Genomic DNA, 16,357 nt, shown 5'->3' on the forward strand with positions numbered 1-16,357 from the left:
GCACTCGCGTACGCCGTCTTCGCCGACGCGGCGGCCCGAGGGAGCGACCACGCGCGGTTCTGGGCCGTCGTCTGCGCCGTCTCGCCGTTCGTCCTCGTCTACCTCCTCGTCCGCCGCCGACTCGGCGCGCGCGGCCGCCGACCGACCGCGAGCGACTGGCGCGCACGGCGCGGGTGCCGTCGCCGCCGCGTTCGTCGCGGGAGCCGTCTTCGCCCCGCCCGACCCACTCACGCAGGTGCGGTGGTTCTGGCCGTCGCTCCTCGTCGCACTCCCCCTCTCGTACTACGCGTTCCACCGGGCGTGAGTCACCGCGTCCCGGCGACGGTCACGCGCCGTCGCCCTCGTCGGTCCCGGCGTTCGCGTCGTCTCCGGCGCTTGCGTCGCCGCCGGCGCCGCGTCGTCTCCGTCGTCCAGTTCCGCGCCGACATCGGCCCCGCGGGGACGCCCGCCACCGTCGCCCCCGGCGGCACGTCCCGCGTGACGAGGGAGTTCGCGGCCACCTGCGCGCCCTCGCCGACGCGGACGCCCGGGAGGAGCACGGCCTTCGCGCCGATCATCGCCCGGTCTTCGACGACGACTTCGCCGGTGCGGTACTCGTCCTGCAGGAACTCGTGACAGAGGATGACCGAGTCGTAGCCGACGATGACGTCGTCGCCGAGCGTGATGAGTTCCGGCCAGAACACGTCCGGCGTCGCCTCCAGCCCCCACGAGACGCCGCGGCCGACGGTGACGCCGAGTCGGCGCAGCGCCCAGTTCTTCCACCGGAGGAAGGGGGCGATACGCGCCACCCACACGAGGAGGTAGTTCAGGACGACTCGCCAGACGGGCTTGGCGTCCGTCCAGTACTGCAGGGAGTTCAGCGGTCCGGGCGTCGGATGGCGCTGCACTCGGTGGTGTCGGCCGCCCGCCGCGTCGTTGTCGTCGCTCACGGCCGTCGATTGGTCCCGTTCGGATAAAAGGCTCCGCGTCCCGGGGCCGCCTCACGCCGGGTCGGAGACCGGTTCCTCCCCGCGCCGAAGCGTGTCCGCGCCCCACCAGACGGTGACGAAGAGCGCTGCGACGGCCGTCGCGGCGAACCCGTAACCGTACAGGGCGGGCGTCAGCCCGACGAGTTCACCGGCGAGGTTACCCGAGAAGTGAAAGGCGACGACGACCAGCAGGCTCCGGCCGGTGTTGTTGTACAGCCACGTGTAGAGCACCGCGCCGAACACGATGCTCCCGAGGAACGGGACCGGTTCGGGCTGGAACGTCGTCGTGCTGTAGTACCCCTCCATGAACAGCAGGGGCACGTGCCACGCCGCCCACGTCACCCCGAGGACGAGGCTGGCGACGAGCGCCGTCCACCGCGCCTGAAGCCGGTCGAGCCAGTACCCCCGCAGGCCGACTTCCTCGGGTAACGGGAGCAGCAGCGAGAACGCGAGGAGGCCGAACAGCCCTATCGGGTCGAGGAGGCGGTCGAGGCCGGCGACTTCGAGCGGTGCGTCCGTGACGCCGGTGACCAGGCCCACGGCGGCGACGACGAGGTTGAGCGCAGGGTAGAGCCAGCAGCGCCGCCGCCCACCAGCGCGGACGGACGCGACGCACGTCGGTCAGCCGACGCCACAGGTCACGGAGTCCGGCCCGTCCGCTGGCGAGCCACGTGAGACCCAGTCCGGCGATGACGGGGCTGAGACCCCCGACGAGGAAGAACGCCACGTTCGGGAACGACCACACCGACTCCCCGGAGGCGACGACGAGCGCCCACCAGGCGTACGCCCAACCGAGATAGACGACGGGGAACGCCCACGGGGAACCGACGCCGCGGCCGCGGAGGCGGGCGACGCGTCCGTCCCGCCCGCGTCCGCCGTCGCCGTCGCTACGTCCGTTGTCGTCGTTGCGTCCGCCGTCGTCGACGCCGCGCGTGTCGTCCATCGCGACCACCGACTCGTCGTTCGTCGCGCCGGAGCAACAATCCGACGCCCGATTGTCAGCCCCCGAGAAGGCGGTTACTCGTCGCGCAACTCGGCCACGTGTCGATGCGGCGTTGCACGAGTTCGGGCTTACCGATGTCGTGCCGGACGCGCAGGCCCTCGCCCGCCGCGGCGAGTCCCGCCTCCGCCGACCGTTCGGCCGCCTCGATGGTGTCTTCGACGCCGACGACGGCGAACGACCGCGAGGTGGTCGTGTAGAGGCCGTCCTCGCGGGCGTCGACGCTGGCGTAGAACAGGAGGGCGTCGCCGACGTTCTCCTCGTCCACCTCGATGCGCGCCCCCGAATCGGGGTCCGTCGGGTAGCCGTCGGGGACGGCGTACTTGCACACCGTCGCCTTGCCCGCGAACTCGAGTTCCGGCAGTTCGTCGCCGTCGCGGCCGGCCGTCACCACGTCGAGGAACGGCGTCTCGAGGACGGGTAGCGTGTTCATCGCCTCGGGGTCGCCGAACCGGGCGTTGAACTCCACTACCTTCACGCCCTCGGCCGTGAGCATGAACTGGCCGTAGAGGACGCCCTTGTAGTCGTCCAACGCCGCCACGGTGGCCTCCAGAATCTCGACGGCCGCCGCGTAGTCGTCGAACGACATGAACGGCAGTTCCGCGGCGGCGTCGCTGTAACTGCCCATGCCGCCGGTGTTCGGCCCCTCGTCGCCCTCGTAGGCGCGCTTGTGGTCCTGTACGGCGGGCGTCGGGCGCACGTCCCCGTTCGCCACGAACGCCTGTACGGTGAACTCCTCGCCGACGAGTCGCTCTTCGAGGACGACTTCGTCGTAGTCGGAGTCGCGCAGGTACGCTTTGGCCTCCTCTTTCGTCACCTGGTCGCCGGTGACCTTCACGCCCTTGCCGCCGGTCAGACCGGCGGGCTTGACCGCCAGGTCGCCGTCGTAGTCGTCGACGTACTCGCAGGCGGCCTCGGTGTCCTCGAACACGGCGAAGTCGGGGCAGCCCGGAATCGACTCTTCGGCCATGAACTCCCGCTGGAACGCTTGTCCGTCTCGATGCGGGCGTCGTCGGCCCGGGGGCCGAACGTGTAGACGCCGGCGTCGTCGAGGGCGTCCGCGACGCCCGCTTCGAGGGCCGACTCGGGGCCGACGACGGCCACGTCCGCGCCCACCTCGGTCGCGCAGGCGACGATGTCGTCGGCCGCCGTCTCCGACACCTGCTCGAACCCGGCCGCGAGCGACGCGATGCCGGGGTTGCGGTTGCTCGCACACGCGTACAGTTCGCAGTCGGGGCTGGCAGTCAACGCACGCGCGATGGCGTGTTCGCGGCCGCCGCCGCCGACGAGAAGCGCCGTCTCCGTCATACGCGAAGTCACCTCACACGAGAGTGTAAAGGTTGTTCTTTTCACGACCGGTTCTGAACACGTTCGTGCATATTCTTGGGCCGGCGGGGGCTCGCGACTCCGCGTCCCGGCCCGCGCGAGGAACTCTCAAACGCCCCTTTCACTCACCGGAAGGCCCTTTCTGGTCCCTCCGAGACGGGGTGTATGGTCTCTCGCAGACGCTTCCTCCGACTGGGCGCGGGCGCGATAGCGGGGGCGACGACGACCGGGTGCGTCGGCAGTCCACGCCGCGGCGACGGCACCGCCTCGGCCGACACCGCCAACGCGACCGAATCGGCCCCGAACGGGGCCGACGACGCCCCGACGACGACGCCCGGCGACCTGCCGACGTGGTCGCCCGACTGGACGCTGTCGTTCGACGACTGGCACGTCTTGGGTCTGGACGCCGCCGACGCCGCCGACGCCGGCGGGCCCCTGTACGTGACGCTGAGTCGGGACGGCGGCGACTCGGCCGTCGCGGCCGTCGACCCCGGCGACCGGTCGGTCCGGTGGCGAACGCCGATGGACGGCGAGGCGGTCGGCGGGTCCCACGCCTCCTACCAGCGAATCGCCCGCGGCGGGTGGGGCGTGACGCTCGACAGCGACACCGTCTACGCGGTGGCCGGCCGGGCCGACGAACGGGAGTGGACCGCCCTCCACGCGTTCGACCGGGCGTCCGGCGACGAACGGTGGTCGCTGGAACGCGACCGGGAACTCGGCGTCGCGGGCGTCTCCGCGGGCCTCCTCGTCGCCACCGGTCTGGAGTTCTTCCCGCCGGCCGACCAGACGCCGATGAGCCATCAGACGCCCGAGGAACCGCTCACGACGGTCGTCTACGGGGTCGACCCCACCGACGGAACGGTCGCGTGGGAACGGACGTTCACCGCCGTCGAGGACGTCGCCGTCGGCGAGTGGGGCGTCGTCGTCGCCACCGACGGCGGACTGGTCGTCCTCGGCCGCGACGGTGCGAGGCGCTTCACCGTCGGCGACGGCCCGGCGACGCGGGTCGAAGTCGCCGGCGACCGAGCGTTCGTCCTCACCGGCGAGAACGAGGGGGCGACCCTGTCCGGCGTCGCGGCGAACGGCGACGTGGACTGGCGGTACGACGCGCCGGTCCACGAACTCCGCCTCGCCGGCGACCGACTGTACGCCGGCGGCGACGCCGTCGTCGCAGTCGACGCCGACGGCACCGTCGTCTGGCGCGACGACGACTACGGGCAGTGGTTGCTCCGCGACCCCGACGGCGACACGCTCTACACGCGGTCCGGCGTCCGACAGGACGCCGCGACGGCGTACGACGCCGCGGGCGGCGAACGCTGGACGTTCGCCCCGCCGTCGAACAACGCGTGGCCGGAGGCGGCGACGAACGACTCGCTGGTCGCCACCGCCATCACCGCCGAGGACGCCGACGACCCGTTCAAGACCGTCTACGCCGTCGACTCCGCGGGCGAGGCCACCGCCTCGTTCGGCCGCGACACCGTCTTCGACGCGTCGGCGTCGCCGACACCGCCTACCTCGCCGACGGCCGGTCGACCCTCCTCGCCCTGACGCCCTGACGCGGCCGACCCCGCCGGCGACGCACCGAGTCGCCGTCTCCACGGTCCTTTAGTCGCCGCGGCACCGTCCTTCGGGTATGAGCGACGCGTTGGGGCGCAATCGGTTGGCCGACGAGCAGAGCCCGTACCTCCAGCAACACGCCGACAACCCGGTGAACTGGCAACCGTGGGACGAGACGGCCCTGCAGGCCGCCCGCGAGGAGGACCGCCCCATCTTCCTCTCGGTCGGCTACTCGGCGTGCCACTGGTGTCACGTCATGGCCGACGAGAGCTTCGAGGACGAGGCGGTGGCGCAGGTGCTGAACGAGTCGTACGTCCCGGTCAAGGTGGACAGAGAGGAGCGACCCGACCTGGACCGAATCTACCAGACCATCTGCCAACTCGTCTCCGGCGGCGGCGGGTGGCCCCTCTCCGTCTGGCTCACGCCGCAGGGCAAGCCGTTCTACGTCGGCACGTACTTCCCGAAGGAAGAACGGCGGGACAGGGGCAACGTCCCCGGCTTCCTCGACCTCTGCCGGTCGTTCGCCGACGCGTGGGAGAACGACCGCGAGGAGATAGAGAACCGCGCCGAGCAGTGGACGAGCGCGATTCGCGACCAACTGGAGGAGACGCCGGACGACCCGGGCGAGTCGCCCGGCACCGAGATTCTCGGCGAGGTGGCCAAGGCCGCCCTCCGCGGCGCGGACCGCGAGTACGGCGGCTTCGGCTCCGGCGGCCCGAAGTTCCCCCAACCCGGCCGCGTCGAGGCCCTCCTCCGGTCGTCCGTCCACTCCGGCGAGGACGAACCGCTCGCCGTGGCGATGGAGACGCTGGACGCGATGGCGAACGGCGGCCTGTACGACCACGTCGGCGGCGGCTTCCACCGCTACGCGACCGACCGACAGTGGACCGTCCCGCACTTCGAGAAGATGCTGTACGACAACGCCGAGATTCCCCGCGCCTACCTCGCCGCGCACCGCCTCACGGGCCGCGCGGACTACGCCGAAGTCGCCCGCGAGACGTTCGACTTCGTCGCGCGGGAACTCCGCCACCCCGACGGCGGCTTCTACAGCACGCTCGACGCGCAGAGCGGCGGCGAGGAGGGGACGTTCTACGTCTCGGACCCCCGAGCAGGTGCGGGATACGCTGGCCGACGAGACGCGCGCCGACGTGTTCTGCGACTACTACGGCGTCACGTCCGGCGGGAACTTCGAGAACGGCACCACCGTCCTCACCGTCTCGACGCCGGTCGACGAGGTGGCCGAGGCGCACGGGCTGACGACCGAGGACGTCGTCGACCACCTCGACGCCGCCCGCGAGACGCTGTTCGAGGCCCGCGAGTCGCGGACGCGGCCGCCCCGCGACGAGAAGGTGCTGGCCGGCTGGAACGGCCTGATGATTTCGAGCCTCGCGCGCGGCGGCCTCGTCCTCGGCGACGAGTACGCCGAACTCGCGGCCGACGCGCTCGAGTTCGTCCGCGACCGTCTCTGGGACGCCGACGAGCGGAGGCTCTCCCGCCGGTTCAAGGACGGCGACGTGAAAGGTGCGGGCTACCTCGAGGACTACGCCTTCCTCGCCCGCGGCGCGTTCGACCTGTACCAGACCACGGGCGACGTGGCCCACCTCGCGTTCGCCGTCGACCTCGCCCGCGAAATCGTCGCGTCGTTCTACGACGAGGCGGCGGGGACGCTCTACTTCACGCCCGCCGACGGCGAAGCGCTCGTCACCCGCCCGCAGGAGCTACAGGACCAGTCGACGCCGTCCAGCGTCGGCGTTGCCGTCTCCCTGCTGTCGGACCTCGACGCCTTCGCCCCGGACGCCGACTTCGCCGCCGTCGCGGGGGCGGTGCTCGACACGCACGCCGACCGCATCCGCGGCCGGCCGCTCGAACACGTCTCGCTGGCGCTGGCGGCCGAGAAGCGCGCCCGCGGCGGGTCGAAGTCGTCGTCGCGGCCGACGGCCTTCCCGAGTCGTTCCGCCGGTCGCTGGCCGAACGCTACGTCCCCGACGCCGTCCTCTCGGTTCGGCCGCCGACGGACGACGACCTGTCGCCGTGGCTGGACGCGCTGAGTCTGGACGAGGTGCCGCCGGTCTGGCGGGGTCGGGAGATGCGCGACGGCGAACCGACCGTCTACGCCTGCGAGGGCCGCGCCTGTTCGCCGCCCGCCCACTCCGTCGAGGAAGCGCTCTCGTGGTTCGAGGGCGGCCCGGACGTGGACCTCGACTCGGACGTGGACCTCGACTCGGACGTGGACTTGGACGACGTGGACGCGGGCTTCGACTGACCCGCTCGTCCGGCCGTCGCTCACGCCTCGCCGCGTATCTCTCGGCCGTCGAACCGCCGGAGCGTCTCGGCGAGGAACGTCGCCACTCGCTCCGCCCGTTCGGCGTCTCCACAGGGAAGCGCCGCTGGCGGGCGGTACAGTTTCTCCAGCGTCCACGTCAGCGCCTTCCCGATGGGGTCGTCGGAGACGGGGCCGTCCAGTCCCCATGACAGTCGGAGCGTCGTCCCGTCGGCGGCGACGGCGACGCCGCGGAGATTGGCGATGCCGTAGCAACTCGCCCGCCGTTCGTCCAGCGTCTCTTTGCAGACGGCCGGACCGACGCGCCACCTGCGCCCGTCGGCCTCCCACTCGCGGAACTCGTCCGCGACCAGACAGGCCGGAAGTCCCGAGAGCGCGTCTTCGGCGGCCGCGAACGCCGCCTCGGGGAGCGCGTCGGCGTCGACTCGGAGGTCCGAGTGGTGCGGCATCGCGCTCAGCGCGGTCCGCCCCTCGCGCGCGAGTTCCACCTCGAAGACGAAGTGTCGGCCCGCGATGCCGCCCGCCAGTTCGACCAGACGTGAAAGTGCATCCAAACCCGTTCCGTCGTCCACGAGTTCGACGCGCCACGCTTCTCGGGAACTCGCGTCGTCGCCCGGCGCGCGCTCGAACCGGTCGCGGACCGCCTCCCACGCCTCGCGGCAGTCCTCGCCGTCCGGTTCTTCCTCCAACCACGGGTCGTCGAGTCTGACGAGTCCTCGGTCGGCGTACGGGACCAGCGAGTCGACCGTTCGCGCGAGCGCGCCGGCGTAGTCGTCGCTCAGGAGCGTGTGCGTGCCTTCGAAGTCGTCTGCGGGCATCTGTGGAGGGGAGGGGTAGATAGGTCCGGAGCGGGGACGGGGCTGGAGACGCGCTACTCGGAGAGTTGCCGGGCGAGGTAGACGGCGACGGAGACGCGTTCCTCCTCGACGAAGCGGGCGACTTCCTCCCCTTCGCGTTCGACGACGACGGTGGGGATGCGTTCGACGTCGTACTCCTCGACGAGGGGGCCGACCTTGCTGCCGTCGTCGGCCTTCTCGACGGGGTAGTGTTCGACGTTCTCTTCGGGTACCTCCGCGGCCCGCAGGGCGGCGGCGAAGTCCGGCAGTTGAGTGCGGCAGTCTTTGCACCAGTCACCGCCCCACACCTTGAAGACGAGTCCGTCCTCGGCGAGGGCGTCCACTGCGTCCTCGTAGGAGGCGGCGTCCCACGCGGGGTTCGGCTGCATCGTGTCGAGCGTTCCGGATTCGGCGTCGGCCATGCGACCGGGTAGCGGCCGCGGCGACGTAAAGCGCGCGGTGGCGGAGAGGTTCGCCGTCCGTCGCGCGGTGCGACGCGGATTCGTACCGGCCGCGGCGGGTATCGGCGTCTCTTGCCCCCGTCCGCCACCGTTTTCGGGCCGAACCTACTACCGGACGACGATGGACGCCAACATTCTCGAAACCATCGGCTCCCCGCTGGTCGAGGTGTCGTCGCCCGAGGGCGCGACGATAGCGGCCAAGGTGGAGTCGAAGAACCCCGGCGGGTCGGCGAAGGACCGCCCGGCACTCGCCATGATCGAGGCGGCCGAACGCGCCGGCGAGATAGCGCCCGGCGACCGACTGGTCGAACCGACCAGCGGCAACACCGGCATCGGACTGGCGATGGTGTCCGCCGCGAAGGGGTACGACCTGACCATCGTCATGTCGGCGTCGGCCTCGAAGGAGCGGCGCGAGATAATGCGCGCCTATGGCGCGGACATCGAACTCGTCGAGGGCGACATCTCCGCCGCGAAGGACCGAGCGGACGAACTGGAGGCCGAGGGGATGACCCAACTCCGTCAGTTCGAGAACGAGTCGAACCCCCGTGCGCACTACCGCACGACGGCCGAGGAGATTCTCGAACAGGTGGGCGACCGAGAGATAGACGCCCTCGTCGCCGGCGTCGGCACCGGCGGGACGCTCTCGGGCAACGGCCGTCGCCTCCGCGAGGAGTTCCCCGAGATGGAGGTCGTCGCCGTCGAACCCGCCGAGAATCCCGTCCTGTCGACGGGCGAGGCCGGCAGCGACGACTACCAGGGGATGGGACCGGGGTTCGTCAGCCCGAACCTCGACACGGACCTGATAGACCACGTGGAGACGGTCCCGCTCGAAGACGCCGAGGCCGAGTGTCGCCGCCTCGCCCGCGAGGAGGGCATCCTCGTCGGCCAGTCCTCGGGTGCGTCGAACCTCGCGGCCAAGCGCGTCGCCGAACGACTCGCCACGCCGGAGGCGAACTGCCCCGAACCGCCCGAACGCTACGTCGTCGAGGACGTGCCCGAGGACGGCGACGCCCGCGCGGACGGCGGCCCCGGCCGCTCCGAGTCGGCCGACGACTGCCCCCTCGTCGTCACGGTGTTCTGGGACAGCGGCGAGCGCTACATGTCCACCGGCATGTTCGACTGAAGGAACAGGCGGACGAGCGAGTTCACGCGCTGCGGCTGTTCTCTGGGCGGCCAGTGACCGCACTCCGGGAGGTTCGCACCTCGGCGTCGGGCACCAGCGACCCCGCGCGCACCGACCACGCCGAGGGGACGAACCTGTCGTCCTCGCCGTGGACGAACAGCGTCGGCACCGCGAGATCCGGGAGCCGGTCCACGTAGTTCGTCCGGGGGCCGGTGAAGCCGACTTCGGCCCGCTGAAACGCGCGCCACGCGCTCCCGTCGTTCTCGGCGGCCGCCTCGTACACCTCGTCCACGACGCGTCGGCGGACGTTCCCGTAGGCGACGATGGCGCGGACGGCGAAGTACGCGAGCGTCCGACTCCGCGCGGTGGCGCGCCACGACCACTCCGACAGGCGGGGCAGGCGGACGAACAGCGCGCCGAGCGGACCGCCGGGCACCGACCCGCCGAGCCCGTAACTGTCGATGGCGACCAGCGCCGACACGTCGTCGGGGTGTTCGAGGGCGTAGCCGAGCGAGATGGCGCCGCCGAGGGAGACGCCGACGAGCGCGGGGGATTCGACGCCCTCGGCGTCGAGGAACCGTTCGAGGACGCGCACGTAGTAGTCCGTCGTCGGGACGCGTTCGGGCGGGTCGCTGTCGCCGTACCCCGGGAGGTCGACGGCGTAGACGCGGTAGTCGTCGCTCAGCGCCGGTATCAGCTCGCACCACGACAGTTCGGCGCTGTCGAGTCCCCCGCCGTGGACGAGGACGACCGACGGGTCCGACGGTTCGCCGGCGACCAGCGAGGAGACGCGCAGTCCGTCGAGCGTCGTCTCGCGTCTCGTCGCGCCGTGGGGGACCTGCATACGGGTCCCTTCTGCGTTCTGGGAAAAAAAGCTATAGGCGCGTCTGACTGTCCGCCCGGCCGCGGCGACGACCCGCCGGCTACCCGCTGACTACCCGCCGACTACCCGCCGAACTCCGACTCGGCCACGCGAACGACCACCGTCTCCGCCACGTCGCGGAGGTCGTAGGACGGTATCGACCCGTCCGGGCGGCGCGAGACGTACATCGGTTCGACCAGTCGTCCGTCCTCGACGCGTAGACGGCGAGGAGTTCCTTCGTCTCCTCCGGGCGGACGTCGCCGTCGCGGACCCCCTCCGCGAGGCGGCGCGAGAGCCACTCGTCGCCGGAGACGCTCGGCTCCATCACGAACACGTGGTCGACGAAGCGGACGAGATACCAGTTCAGGTCGTTACACAGCGAGACGGCGGCGCCGATGCTCACGGTGTCGACGGCAAGCGAGTTCTCGAACGGGTCGGAAATCTCGTAGGTCGAGAGGGCGGCCCGCGCCGTGTCTCTCGACAGCAGTTCGTACTGCACGTTCACGTCGGGCGACCCGACGAAACAGACCCGCGTCACGTTCGGTCACCTGACGCGGGCGGGCTTTATCGGTTCCGATGCGGCGGCCGCGCCGTCAGTCGATGCGGTCGAACGTCGACACCCACTCGTCCGCGCACGTCTCGTCACAGAACGAGAGGAGTCTGCGCTCCCGCGTCAACTTCTCGCGGCGGGTCCGCGGACGTTCGCGGTCGAGTTCTACTTGATAGTGGGCGTCGTCGAGTTCGACGGTCGCACCGCACGCCGGGCAGGTGTCGCTCCCGCGACGCCATCGGGCGCGGGGAGTGACCTGCCTGACGGTCCACCCCGCACCGGCGTTCGAGGAGGGGGGGCGGCGAGTCTCTGTCATCGGACGGACGTACGCGCTTCAGCTATGTAAACCCATTTTACACCGGTCGTTCATTGGAAAACACGTACGTTCGTGTAGTTATCTCTCGGCACGGGACAGATACTCACACAACCGCCGGACTGCCGCGGTCGGCTCAGTCGAGGTCCGCCACCGAGGCGGACTCGCCGGCGTCGCGCGCCATCGCGAGCAGTTCGTCGGGTTCGCGGTCGACCACCGCGTCGAGGGAGGCGTTCGTCTCCGGGTGCGCCGGCGCGACACGCTCACAGCCGGCGGGGAGCGTCGAGTCGTCGTACGTGCCGATTCGCCGGGCCTCGGCGACGATGTCGGACTTGTCCGCCGTCAGGAGGGGGCGGTGGACCGGGAGCGTCGCCGCCGCGTCCGTCGCGGCGATGTTCGCGCCGGTCTGACTCGACTTCTGTCCGAGGGACTCGCCCGTCGCGACGGCGTGGGCGCCGTCCCGTCGGGCGACTGCCTCCGCCATCACCAGCATGGCCCGGCGGAGCGACAGCATGCGGGTGTCGCCGACGTCGGCGACGAGTCGGTCCACCACCGCCGACCCGTCCACGACGCGGGGGCGGACGTCCTCGCCGGGGGCGCGTTCGGCGAGCGTCCGTATCACCTCGAACGCCCGGGCGCGATGGTCCGCCCCGCCGTAGTCGCCGAGGTCCACGTAGACGGGCACCGGGACGCACCCGCGACGCATCAGTCGCCACGCCGCGACGGGCGAGTCGATGCCGCCGCTGACGAGGACTGCCACGCGCCCCTGCGTGCCGAGGGGGAGCCCGTTCGGGCCCTCGAACCGGACGGTGGAGACGAACGCGTCGTCGCCGCGGACCTCGATTCGGTACGTCCGGTCGGGGTCGTCCAACTCGACGGGCGCGCCCGTCAGTTCCTCGACGAGTCGGCCGCCCTCGACGTTCAGGTCCCGACCGGAGAACGCGTGTCTGTCCGCGGGGCCGACCCGCGTGCCGTCGACGGCGAACGACTCCTCGGGTCCGTGGTCGCGGGCGAGCGTTCGGAGTGCGTCGAAGACGTCGTCCCGCGTCGCCTCGACCACGAGGACGGGGCGAGCGAACGCGACGCGGGGAGCGTCGCCACCGCTTCGGCGACGGCCTCCGGACGGGGCGTGCGGACGACGAGACGGGACCACCGCCGGTCCACCTCGCCAGCGATGCCGCGGGTTTCGAGGAGTGAGCGGACGCTCCCGGCCAACCGGTCGGCCATCTTCGCGCGCACCTCGCTGCTCTTGGTTCCGAACTCGCCGAATCCGACGAGGACGGCGTCCGCTTCGGTCACAGACGGGCTACTGTGTCCACCGATATGAGGCTAGCGCCTCGGCCGAGTCGCGACCGATGACGCCTCCCGGTCCGCACTCAGAACCGGCCCATCCGGAACAGGTCGGTGTCGTGGTCGGTGGTCCCGTCGAGGGCGAGGTCCGCGAGTACCTCCCCGACGACGCTCGCGAACTTGAAGCCGTGACCCGAGAAGCCCGCGCCGACGGTGACCTGCGGGTGGTCGGGGTGTCTGTCGAGGACGAAGTGTCCGTCCGGAGTGTTGGTGAACAGGCACGTGGCGAGTTTCATCGTCGGCCCGGCCCCCGTCGGGAAGCAGCGTTCGGCGTAGTCTCGGAGCACCCGTTCGTCCGCGGGGCGCGGTTCGCGGTCCATCTCGTCGGGGTCGACCGTCTCCTCGAAGTGGTTGAAGCGCCCGAACTTGAAGCCCGGAACGTCGTGTCTGGGGAAGCCGTAGTAGTGGGCGTCACCGTCTTCGTGGACGAACACCGGGAAGTGCTCCGGGTCGACGCCGGCGGGTCGGTCGGCTGAAGCCACGCGAGTACCTGCCGTTCGGGGACGGCGACGCCGCGGAGTTCGGGGACGAGTTTCGGCGCCCACGCGCCCGCGGTCACGACGAGTCGGTCCGCCTCGTACGTCCCCTTCGGCGTCGTCACCCGCACGCCGCCGTCGGGCAACGGCGCGAAGTGCCGCATCGGTTCGCGCGCCCGAATCTCCGCGCCCTCGGCCTGCGCGGCCTCGACGTGGGCGACGATGCACTGCTCTGGGACGAGGAAGCCGCCGTCGGGTTGGTAGACGGCGCGGTGGCCCTCGGGCAGGTCGTACCCCGGGAACCGTTCGTTCACCTCGGCCGCCGAGAGCAGTTCGTGGTCGATTCCGTGGGCCTCGCAGGACCGCCGTGACCCGTCGAACACCTGACTGTCGGGCGGTCCGGCGTCGATGCCGCCCGTGACGAAGAGCAGGTCGCGTCCGGTTCGCTCCTCCAACGCCCGCCACAGGTCGTAGGACCGTTCGACGAGGGGGACGTACGCCGGGTGTTCGTACTGCGCTCTCCGGATGATTCTGGTCACCCCGTGCGAGGAACCCCTCTCGTGCGGGATGTCGTAGCGCTCCAGTCCGAGGACGTCCGCCCCGCGGGCCGCCAGGTGGAACGCCGTCGCACTCCCCATACCGCCGACGCCGACGACGACGGCGTCGTATCGACTCTGCATGGTCGCCGTTCCCGGCCGGCGGTAAAGTAACTGCTGTCGAACGCGTCGCCGGCGCACCCCGACGGGGTCGTGCGTCTATATACTCCACGTTTGTGAACTAATATCAAGGTGTGGCGCATAGGTTACCAATATAAAACGCTTAATGCGGTCGTGGTCATCGGTTCGTAACGAGTGACCGCGGAAAACGTGCCGTACGTTCGAACATCTACTGCCGAACTCCGCTGATGGAAGATACATTGGGAATCGAACCGTACGAACCGGACGATATCGACGTCGACCTGACCGACCCGCAGTTCTACCTCAACCGTGAACTGAGCGAGATGGAGTTCCAGCGCCGCGTCCTCCACGAGGCGCTGGACGACCGGCAACCGCTCCTCGAACGCGTCCGCTTCCTCTCGCTGTTCACGAAGAACATGGACGAGTTCTTCATGAAACGGGTCGGCGGGCTCAAACAGCAGATAGACGCCGACGTGACCGAACAGACCGTGGACGGTCGCACGCCGAGACAGCAGTTGACGGAGGTGCTGGAGAAGGCCCGGCCGATGTTCCGCGCGCAGGCCGAGTGTTACCTCGACGAGATTCGCGGCGCCCTCGCCGACGAGGGTATCTACGTCCACGGCTACGACGACCTGACCGCGTCCCAACGGGAGCGGATGCGACAGTACTTCGAGGAGTCGGTCCTCCCGACGCTGACACCGCTGGCGTTCGACCCCGCACATCCGTTCCCGTTCATCTCCAATCTCAGCCTCTCGCTGGCCGTGATGACGCGGCCCGACGCCGGCGAGGAACCGACGTTCACGCGCGTGAAGATTCCGCAGAACCGCCCGCGACTCGTCGAAGTCGACGACGACGAGTACGTCCTGCTGGAGGAGGTCATCCGCTCGAACCTCGACCTCCTGTTCCCGACGTCGAAGTCGTCGACACCACGGTGTTCCGCCTCACGCGCAACGCGGAGGTGCGGCGGAACGAGGAAGTCGCCGAGGACCTCATCGACATGATTCAGGAGGTCATCGAGCAACGCCGTTTCGCCACCGTCGTCCGCCTCGAAGTCGAGGAGGACGCCCCCGAAGTCGTGGTGGACCTCCTGCGGGAGCAACTCGACATCGCCGAGGACGAGGTGTTCCGCCTCCCCGGCCCCCTCGACCACCGCGAGTTCATGTCGCTCGTGGACTTCGACCGACCGGACCTGAAACTCGACTCGTGGACGCCGCAGTTGCACCCGCGACTCGAACGCGGCACCGGACCGACCGAGGTGTCGGCGGAGTCGACGCCGACGGTGTTCTCGGAGATTCGCCGCGACGACATCCTGTTGCACCACCCGTACCACTCCTTCGACGACACCGTCCAGCGGTTCCTCGACGAGGCGGCCACGGACCCCGACGTCCTCGCCATCAAGGCCGCCATCTACCGGACGGCCTCGGACTCGCAGGTCATCCAGAGCCTCATCGAGGCCGCCGAGAACGGCAAGCAGGTGGCGGTGATGGTCGAGTTGAAGGCGCGGTTCGACGAGCAGAACAACCTGGAGTGGGTCCGCCGACTGGAGGAGGAGGGCATCCACGTCGCCTACGGCACCATCGGCCTGAAGACGCACACGAAGACGGCGCTGGTCGTCCGCGAGGAGGACGACGGCGTGCAGTTGTACTCGCACGTCGCCACCGGCAACTACCACTCCGAGACGGCGAAGGGCTACGTCGACCTCGGTCTGCTCACGGCCGACCGAGACATCGGGCAGGACCTCGTGAAGGTGTTCAACTTCTTCACCGGCCCTTCGCTGGACGAGCAGTTCCGCAAACTCCTCATCGCGCCGGTGACGATGCGGGAGGAGTTCACCCGCTACATCCGCAAGGAGGCCCAGTACGCGCTACACGGCGAGGACGCCCGCATCGTCGTCAAGGTGAACGGACTGGAGGACCCGAAGATGGTCGAGGAGTTGTACCGCGCGTCGATGGCCGGCGTGGACGTCGACCTCGTGGTGCGGGACATCTGCCGCCTCCGCCCGGGACTCGACGACGTGAGCGAGAACGTCACCGTCCACAGCGTCGTGGACCGCTTCCTCGAACACTCGCGCATCTTCTACTTCGAGAACGGCGGGAGCCCCCCGCCCTCGCGGGCGACCGGTGACGCCGGCGGCGACCCCGCGTGGTTCATCGGGTCGGCCGACTGGATGGAACGCAACCTCGACAAGCGCGTGGAGGCCGTCGCGCCGGTCGAGGACCGCGACATCCGCGAGCAACTCCGGTTCGTCCTCGAACTGTCGATGACCGACAACCGCAAGCGGTGGACGATGAACGCGGACGGGTCGTACGACCAGCAACACCCCGCGGACGGCGAACCAGTCGTCAACATGCAGTCGATTCTGATGGAGCAGGCGGCGTCCGCGCACGGCCGGGACGCGACCCGCGGCATCCCCACCGGCCACCCGGCCGTGTCCGAAGAACTCCTCGTCGCGCCCCGGTCCGAGACGGGAAGCGAGGACGGCAGCGACGGGGCCGGTGCCGGCGACGAAGGGGGGGCCGGCGACGAGGTGGCCCTCGAACCTGGCATCCCGTGCGGCGAGTGCGCGCGGTGTCGGTC

Annotated in this window: 8 protein-coding genes and 7 pseudogenes; 5 read left to right on the forward strand and 10 right to left on the reverse strand. The window is 70.3% G+C overall.

The window, feature by feature from the left end:
- Positions 1-304, forward strand: a 304-nt coding sequence (locus tag GJ632_RS22055; protein WP_394351793.1) for a hypothetical protein, incomplete at its 5' end; no start/stop codon positions are given.
- A gap of 118 nt (positions 305-422) precedes the next feature.
- Here the strand turns inward: GJ632_RS22055 and GJ632_RS24965 are convergent.
- From GJ632_RS24965 to purD, 3 genes and pseudogenes are all read right to left on the reverse strand, one after another.
- A pseudogene (locus GJ632_RS24965) lies at positions 423-929 on the reverse strand (acyltransferase); the annotation flags it as partial.
- A gap of 51 nt (positions 930-980) precedes the next feature.
- On the reverse strand, positions 981-1,508 hold the full coding sequence (locus GJ632_RS22060; protein WP_197427958.1) for a CPBP family intramembrane glutamic endopeptidase: 528 nt from the start codon (positions 1,506-1,508) through the stop codon (positions 981-983).
- Positions 1,509-1,985: 477 nt separating this feature from the next.
- A pseudogene (gene purD / locus GJ632_RS09980) lies at positions 1,986-3,276 on the reverse strand (phosphoribosylamine--glycine ligase).
- 183 nt (positions 3,277-3,459) lie between these two features.
- Here purD and GJ632_RS09985 point away from each other — a divergent pair.
- Entirely contained in the window at positions 3,460-4,842 is a 1,383-nt protein-coding gene (locus tag GJ632_RS09985; RefSeq protein WP_231751464.1) for a PQQ-like beta-propeller repeat protein, read from the forward strand.
- A gap of 85 nt (positions 4,843-4,927) precedes the next feature.
- Positions 4,928-7,114: pseudogene (locus GJ632_RS09990) on the forward strand (thioredoxin domain-containing protein).
- 20 nt (positions 7,115-7,134) lie between these two features.
- On the opposite strand, the gene GJ632_RS09995 reads toward GJ632_RS09990, so the two are convergent.
- Together GJ632_RS09995 and GJ632_RS10000 are read right to left on the reverse strand one after the other, a co-directional pair.
- A complete protein-coding gene (locus GJ632_RS09995) occupies positions 7,135-7,950 on the reverse strand; it encodes a hypothetical protein (RefSeq protein ID WP_191452836.1) in 816 nt (271 codons plus the stop codon).
- 53 nt (positions 7,951-8,003) lie between these two features.
- Positions 8,004-8,390: a thioredoxin gene (locus tag GJ632_RS10000; protein ID WP_191452837.1), complete on the reverse strand. Its 387-nt coding sequence runs from the start codon at positions 8,388-8,390 to the stop codon at positions 8,004-8,006.
- A 160-nt stretch (positions 8,391-8,550) separates the two neighbouring features.
- On the opposite strand from GJ632_RS10000, the gene GJ632_RS10005 reads away from it, so the two are divergent.
- The gene (locus GJ632_RS10005) at positions 8,551-9,552 is read left to right on the forward strand and encodes a PLP-dependent cysteine synthase family protein (RefSeq protein WP_191452838.1); all 1,002 of its coding nucleotides are present in this window, start codon (positions 8,551-8,553) and stop codon (positions 9,550-9,552) included.
- Between the two features lie 22 nt (positions 9,553-9,574).
- Here the strand turns inward: GJ632_RS10005 and GJ632_RS10010 are convergent, their stop codons facing one another.
- The 5 genes and pseudogenes from GJ632_RS10010 to solA all read right to left on the reverse strand — a co-directional run bounded on the left by GJ632_RS10010 (position 9,575) and on the right by solA (position 13,783).
- The gene (locus tag GJ632_RS10010) at positions 9,575-10,396 is read right to left on the reverse strand and encodes an alpha/beta fold hydrolase (protein ID WP_231751465.1); all 822 of its coding nucleotides are present in this window, start codon (positions 10,394-10,396) and stop codon (positions 9,575-9,577) included.
- Between the two features lie 101 nt (positions 10,397-10,497).
- Positions 10,498-10,952 (reverse strand): annotated as a pseudogene (locus GJ632_RS10015) (DUF5804 family protein).
- Between the two features lie 55 nt (positions 10,953-11,007).
- Positions 11,008-11,280, reverse strand: a complete 273-nt coding sequence (locus GJ632_RS10020) for a hypothetical protein (protein ID WP_191452839.1) — start codon at positions 11,278-11,280, stop codon at positions 11,008-11,010.
- Positions 11,281-11,413: 133 nt separating this feature from the next.
- Positions 11,414-12,576: pseudogene (locus GJ632_RS10025) on the reverse strand (tRNA sulfurtransferase).
- Between the two features lie 77 nt (positions 12,577-12,653).
- Positions 12,654-13,783: pseudogene (solA, locus tag GJ632_RS25345) on the reverse strand (N-methyl-L-tryptophan oxidase).
- Positions 13,784-14,007: 224 nt separating this feature from the next.
- Between solA and ppk1 the strand changes: the two are divergent.
- Positions 14,008-16,357 (forward strand): annotated as a pseudogene (ppk1, locus tag GJ632_RS10035) (polyphosphate kinase 1); the annotation flags it as partial.

This window comes from Halogeometricum sp. CBA1124 (genome assembly GCF_009741955.1).
In the GTDB taxonomy this organism is placed as follows: domain Archaea; phylum Halobacteriota; class Halobacteria; order Halobacteriales; family Haloferacaceae; genus Halogeometricum; species Halogeometricum rufum.

What these genes read in the sequence shown, in the direction of transcription:
- GJ632_RS09985 (WP_231751464.1), top strand. Translation starts at nt 3,460, where the DNA reads ATGGTCTCTCGCAGACGCTTCCTCCGACTGGGCGCGGGCGCGATAGCG.
- GJ632_RS09995 (WP_191452836.1), bottom strand. Translation starts at nt 7,950, where the DNA reads ATGCCCGCAGACGACTTCGAAGGCACGCACACGCTCCTGAGCGACGAC.
- GJ632_RS10000 (WP_191452837.1), bottom strand. Translation starts at nt 8,390, where the DNA reads ATGGCCGACGCCGAATCCGGAACGCTCGACACGATGCAGCCGAACCCC.
- GJ632_RS10005 (WP_191452838.1), top strand. Translation starts at nt 8,551, where the DNA reads ATGGACGCCAACATTCTCGAAACCATCGGCTCCCCGCTGGTCGAGGTG.
- GJ632_RS10010 (WP_231751465.1), bottom strand. Translation starts at nt 10,396, where the DNA reads ATGCAGGTCCCCCACGGCGCGACGAGACGCGAGACGACGCTCGACGGA.
- GJ632_RS10020 (WP_191452839.1), bottom strand. Translation starts at nt 11,280, where the DNA reads ATGACAGAGACTCGCCGCCCCCCCTCCTCGAACGCCGGTGCGGGGTGG.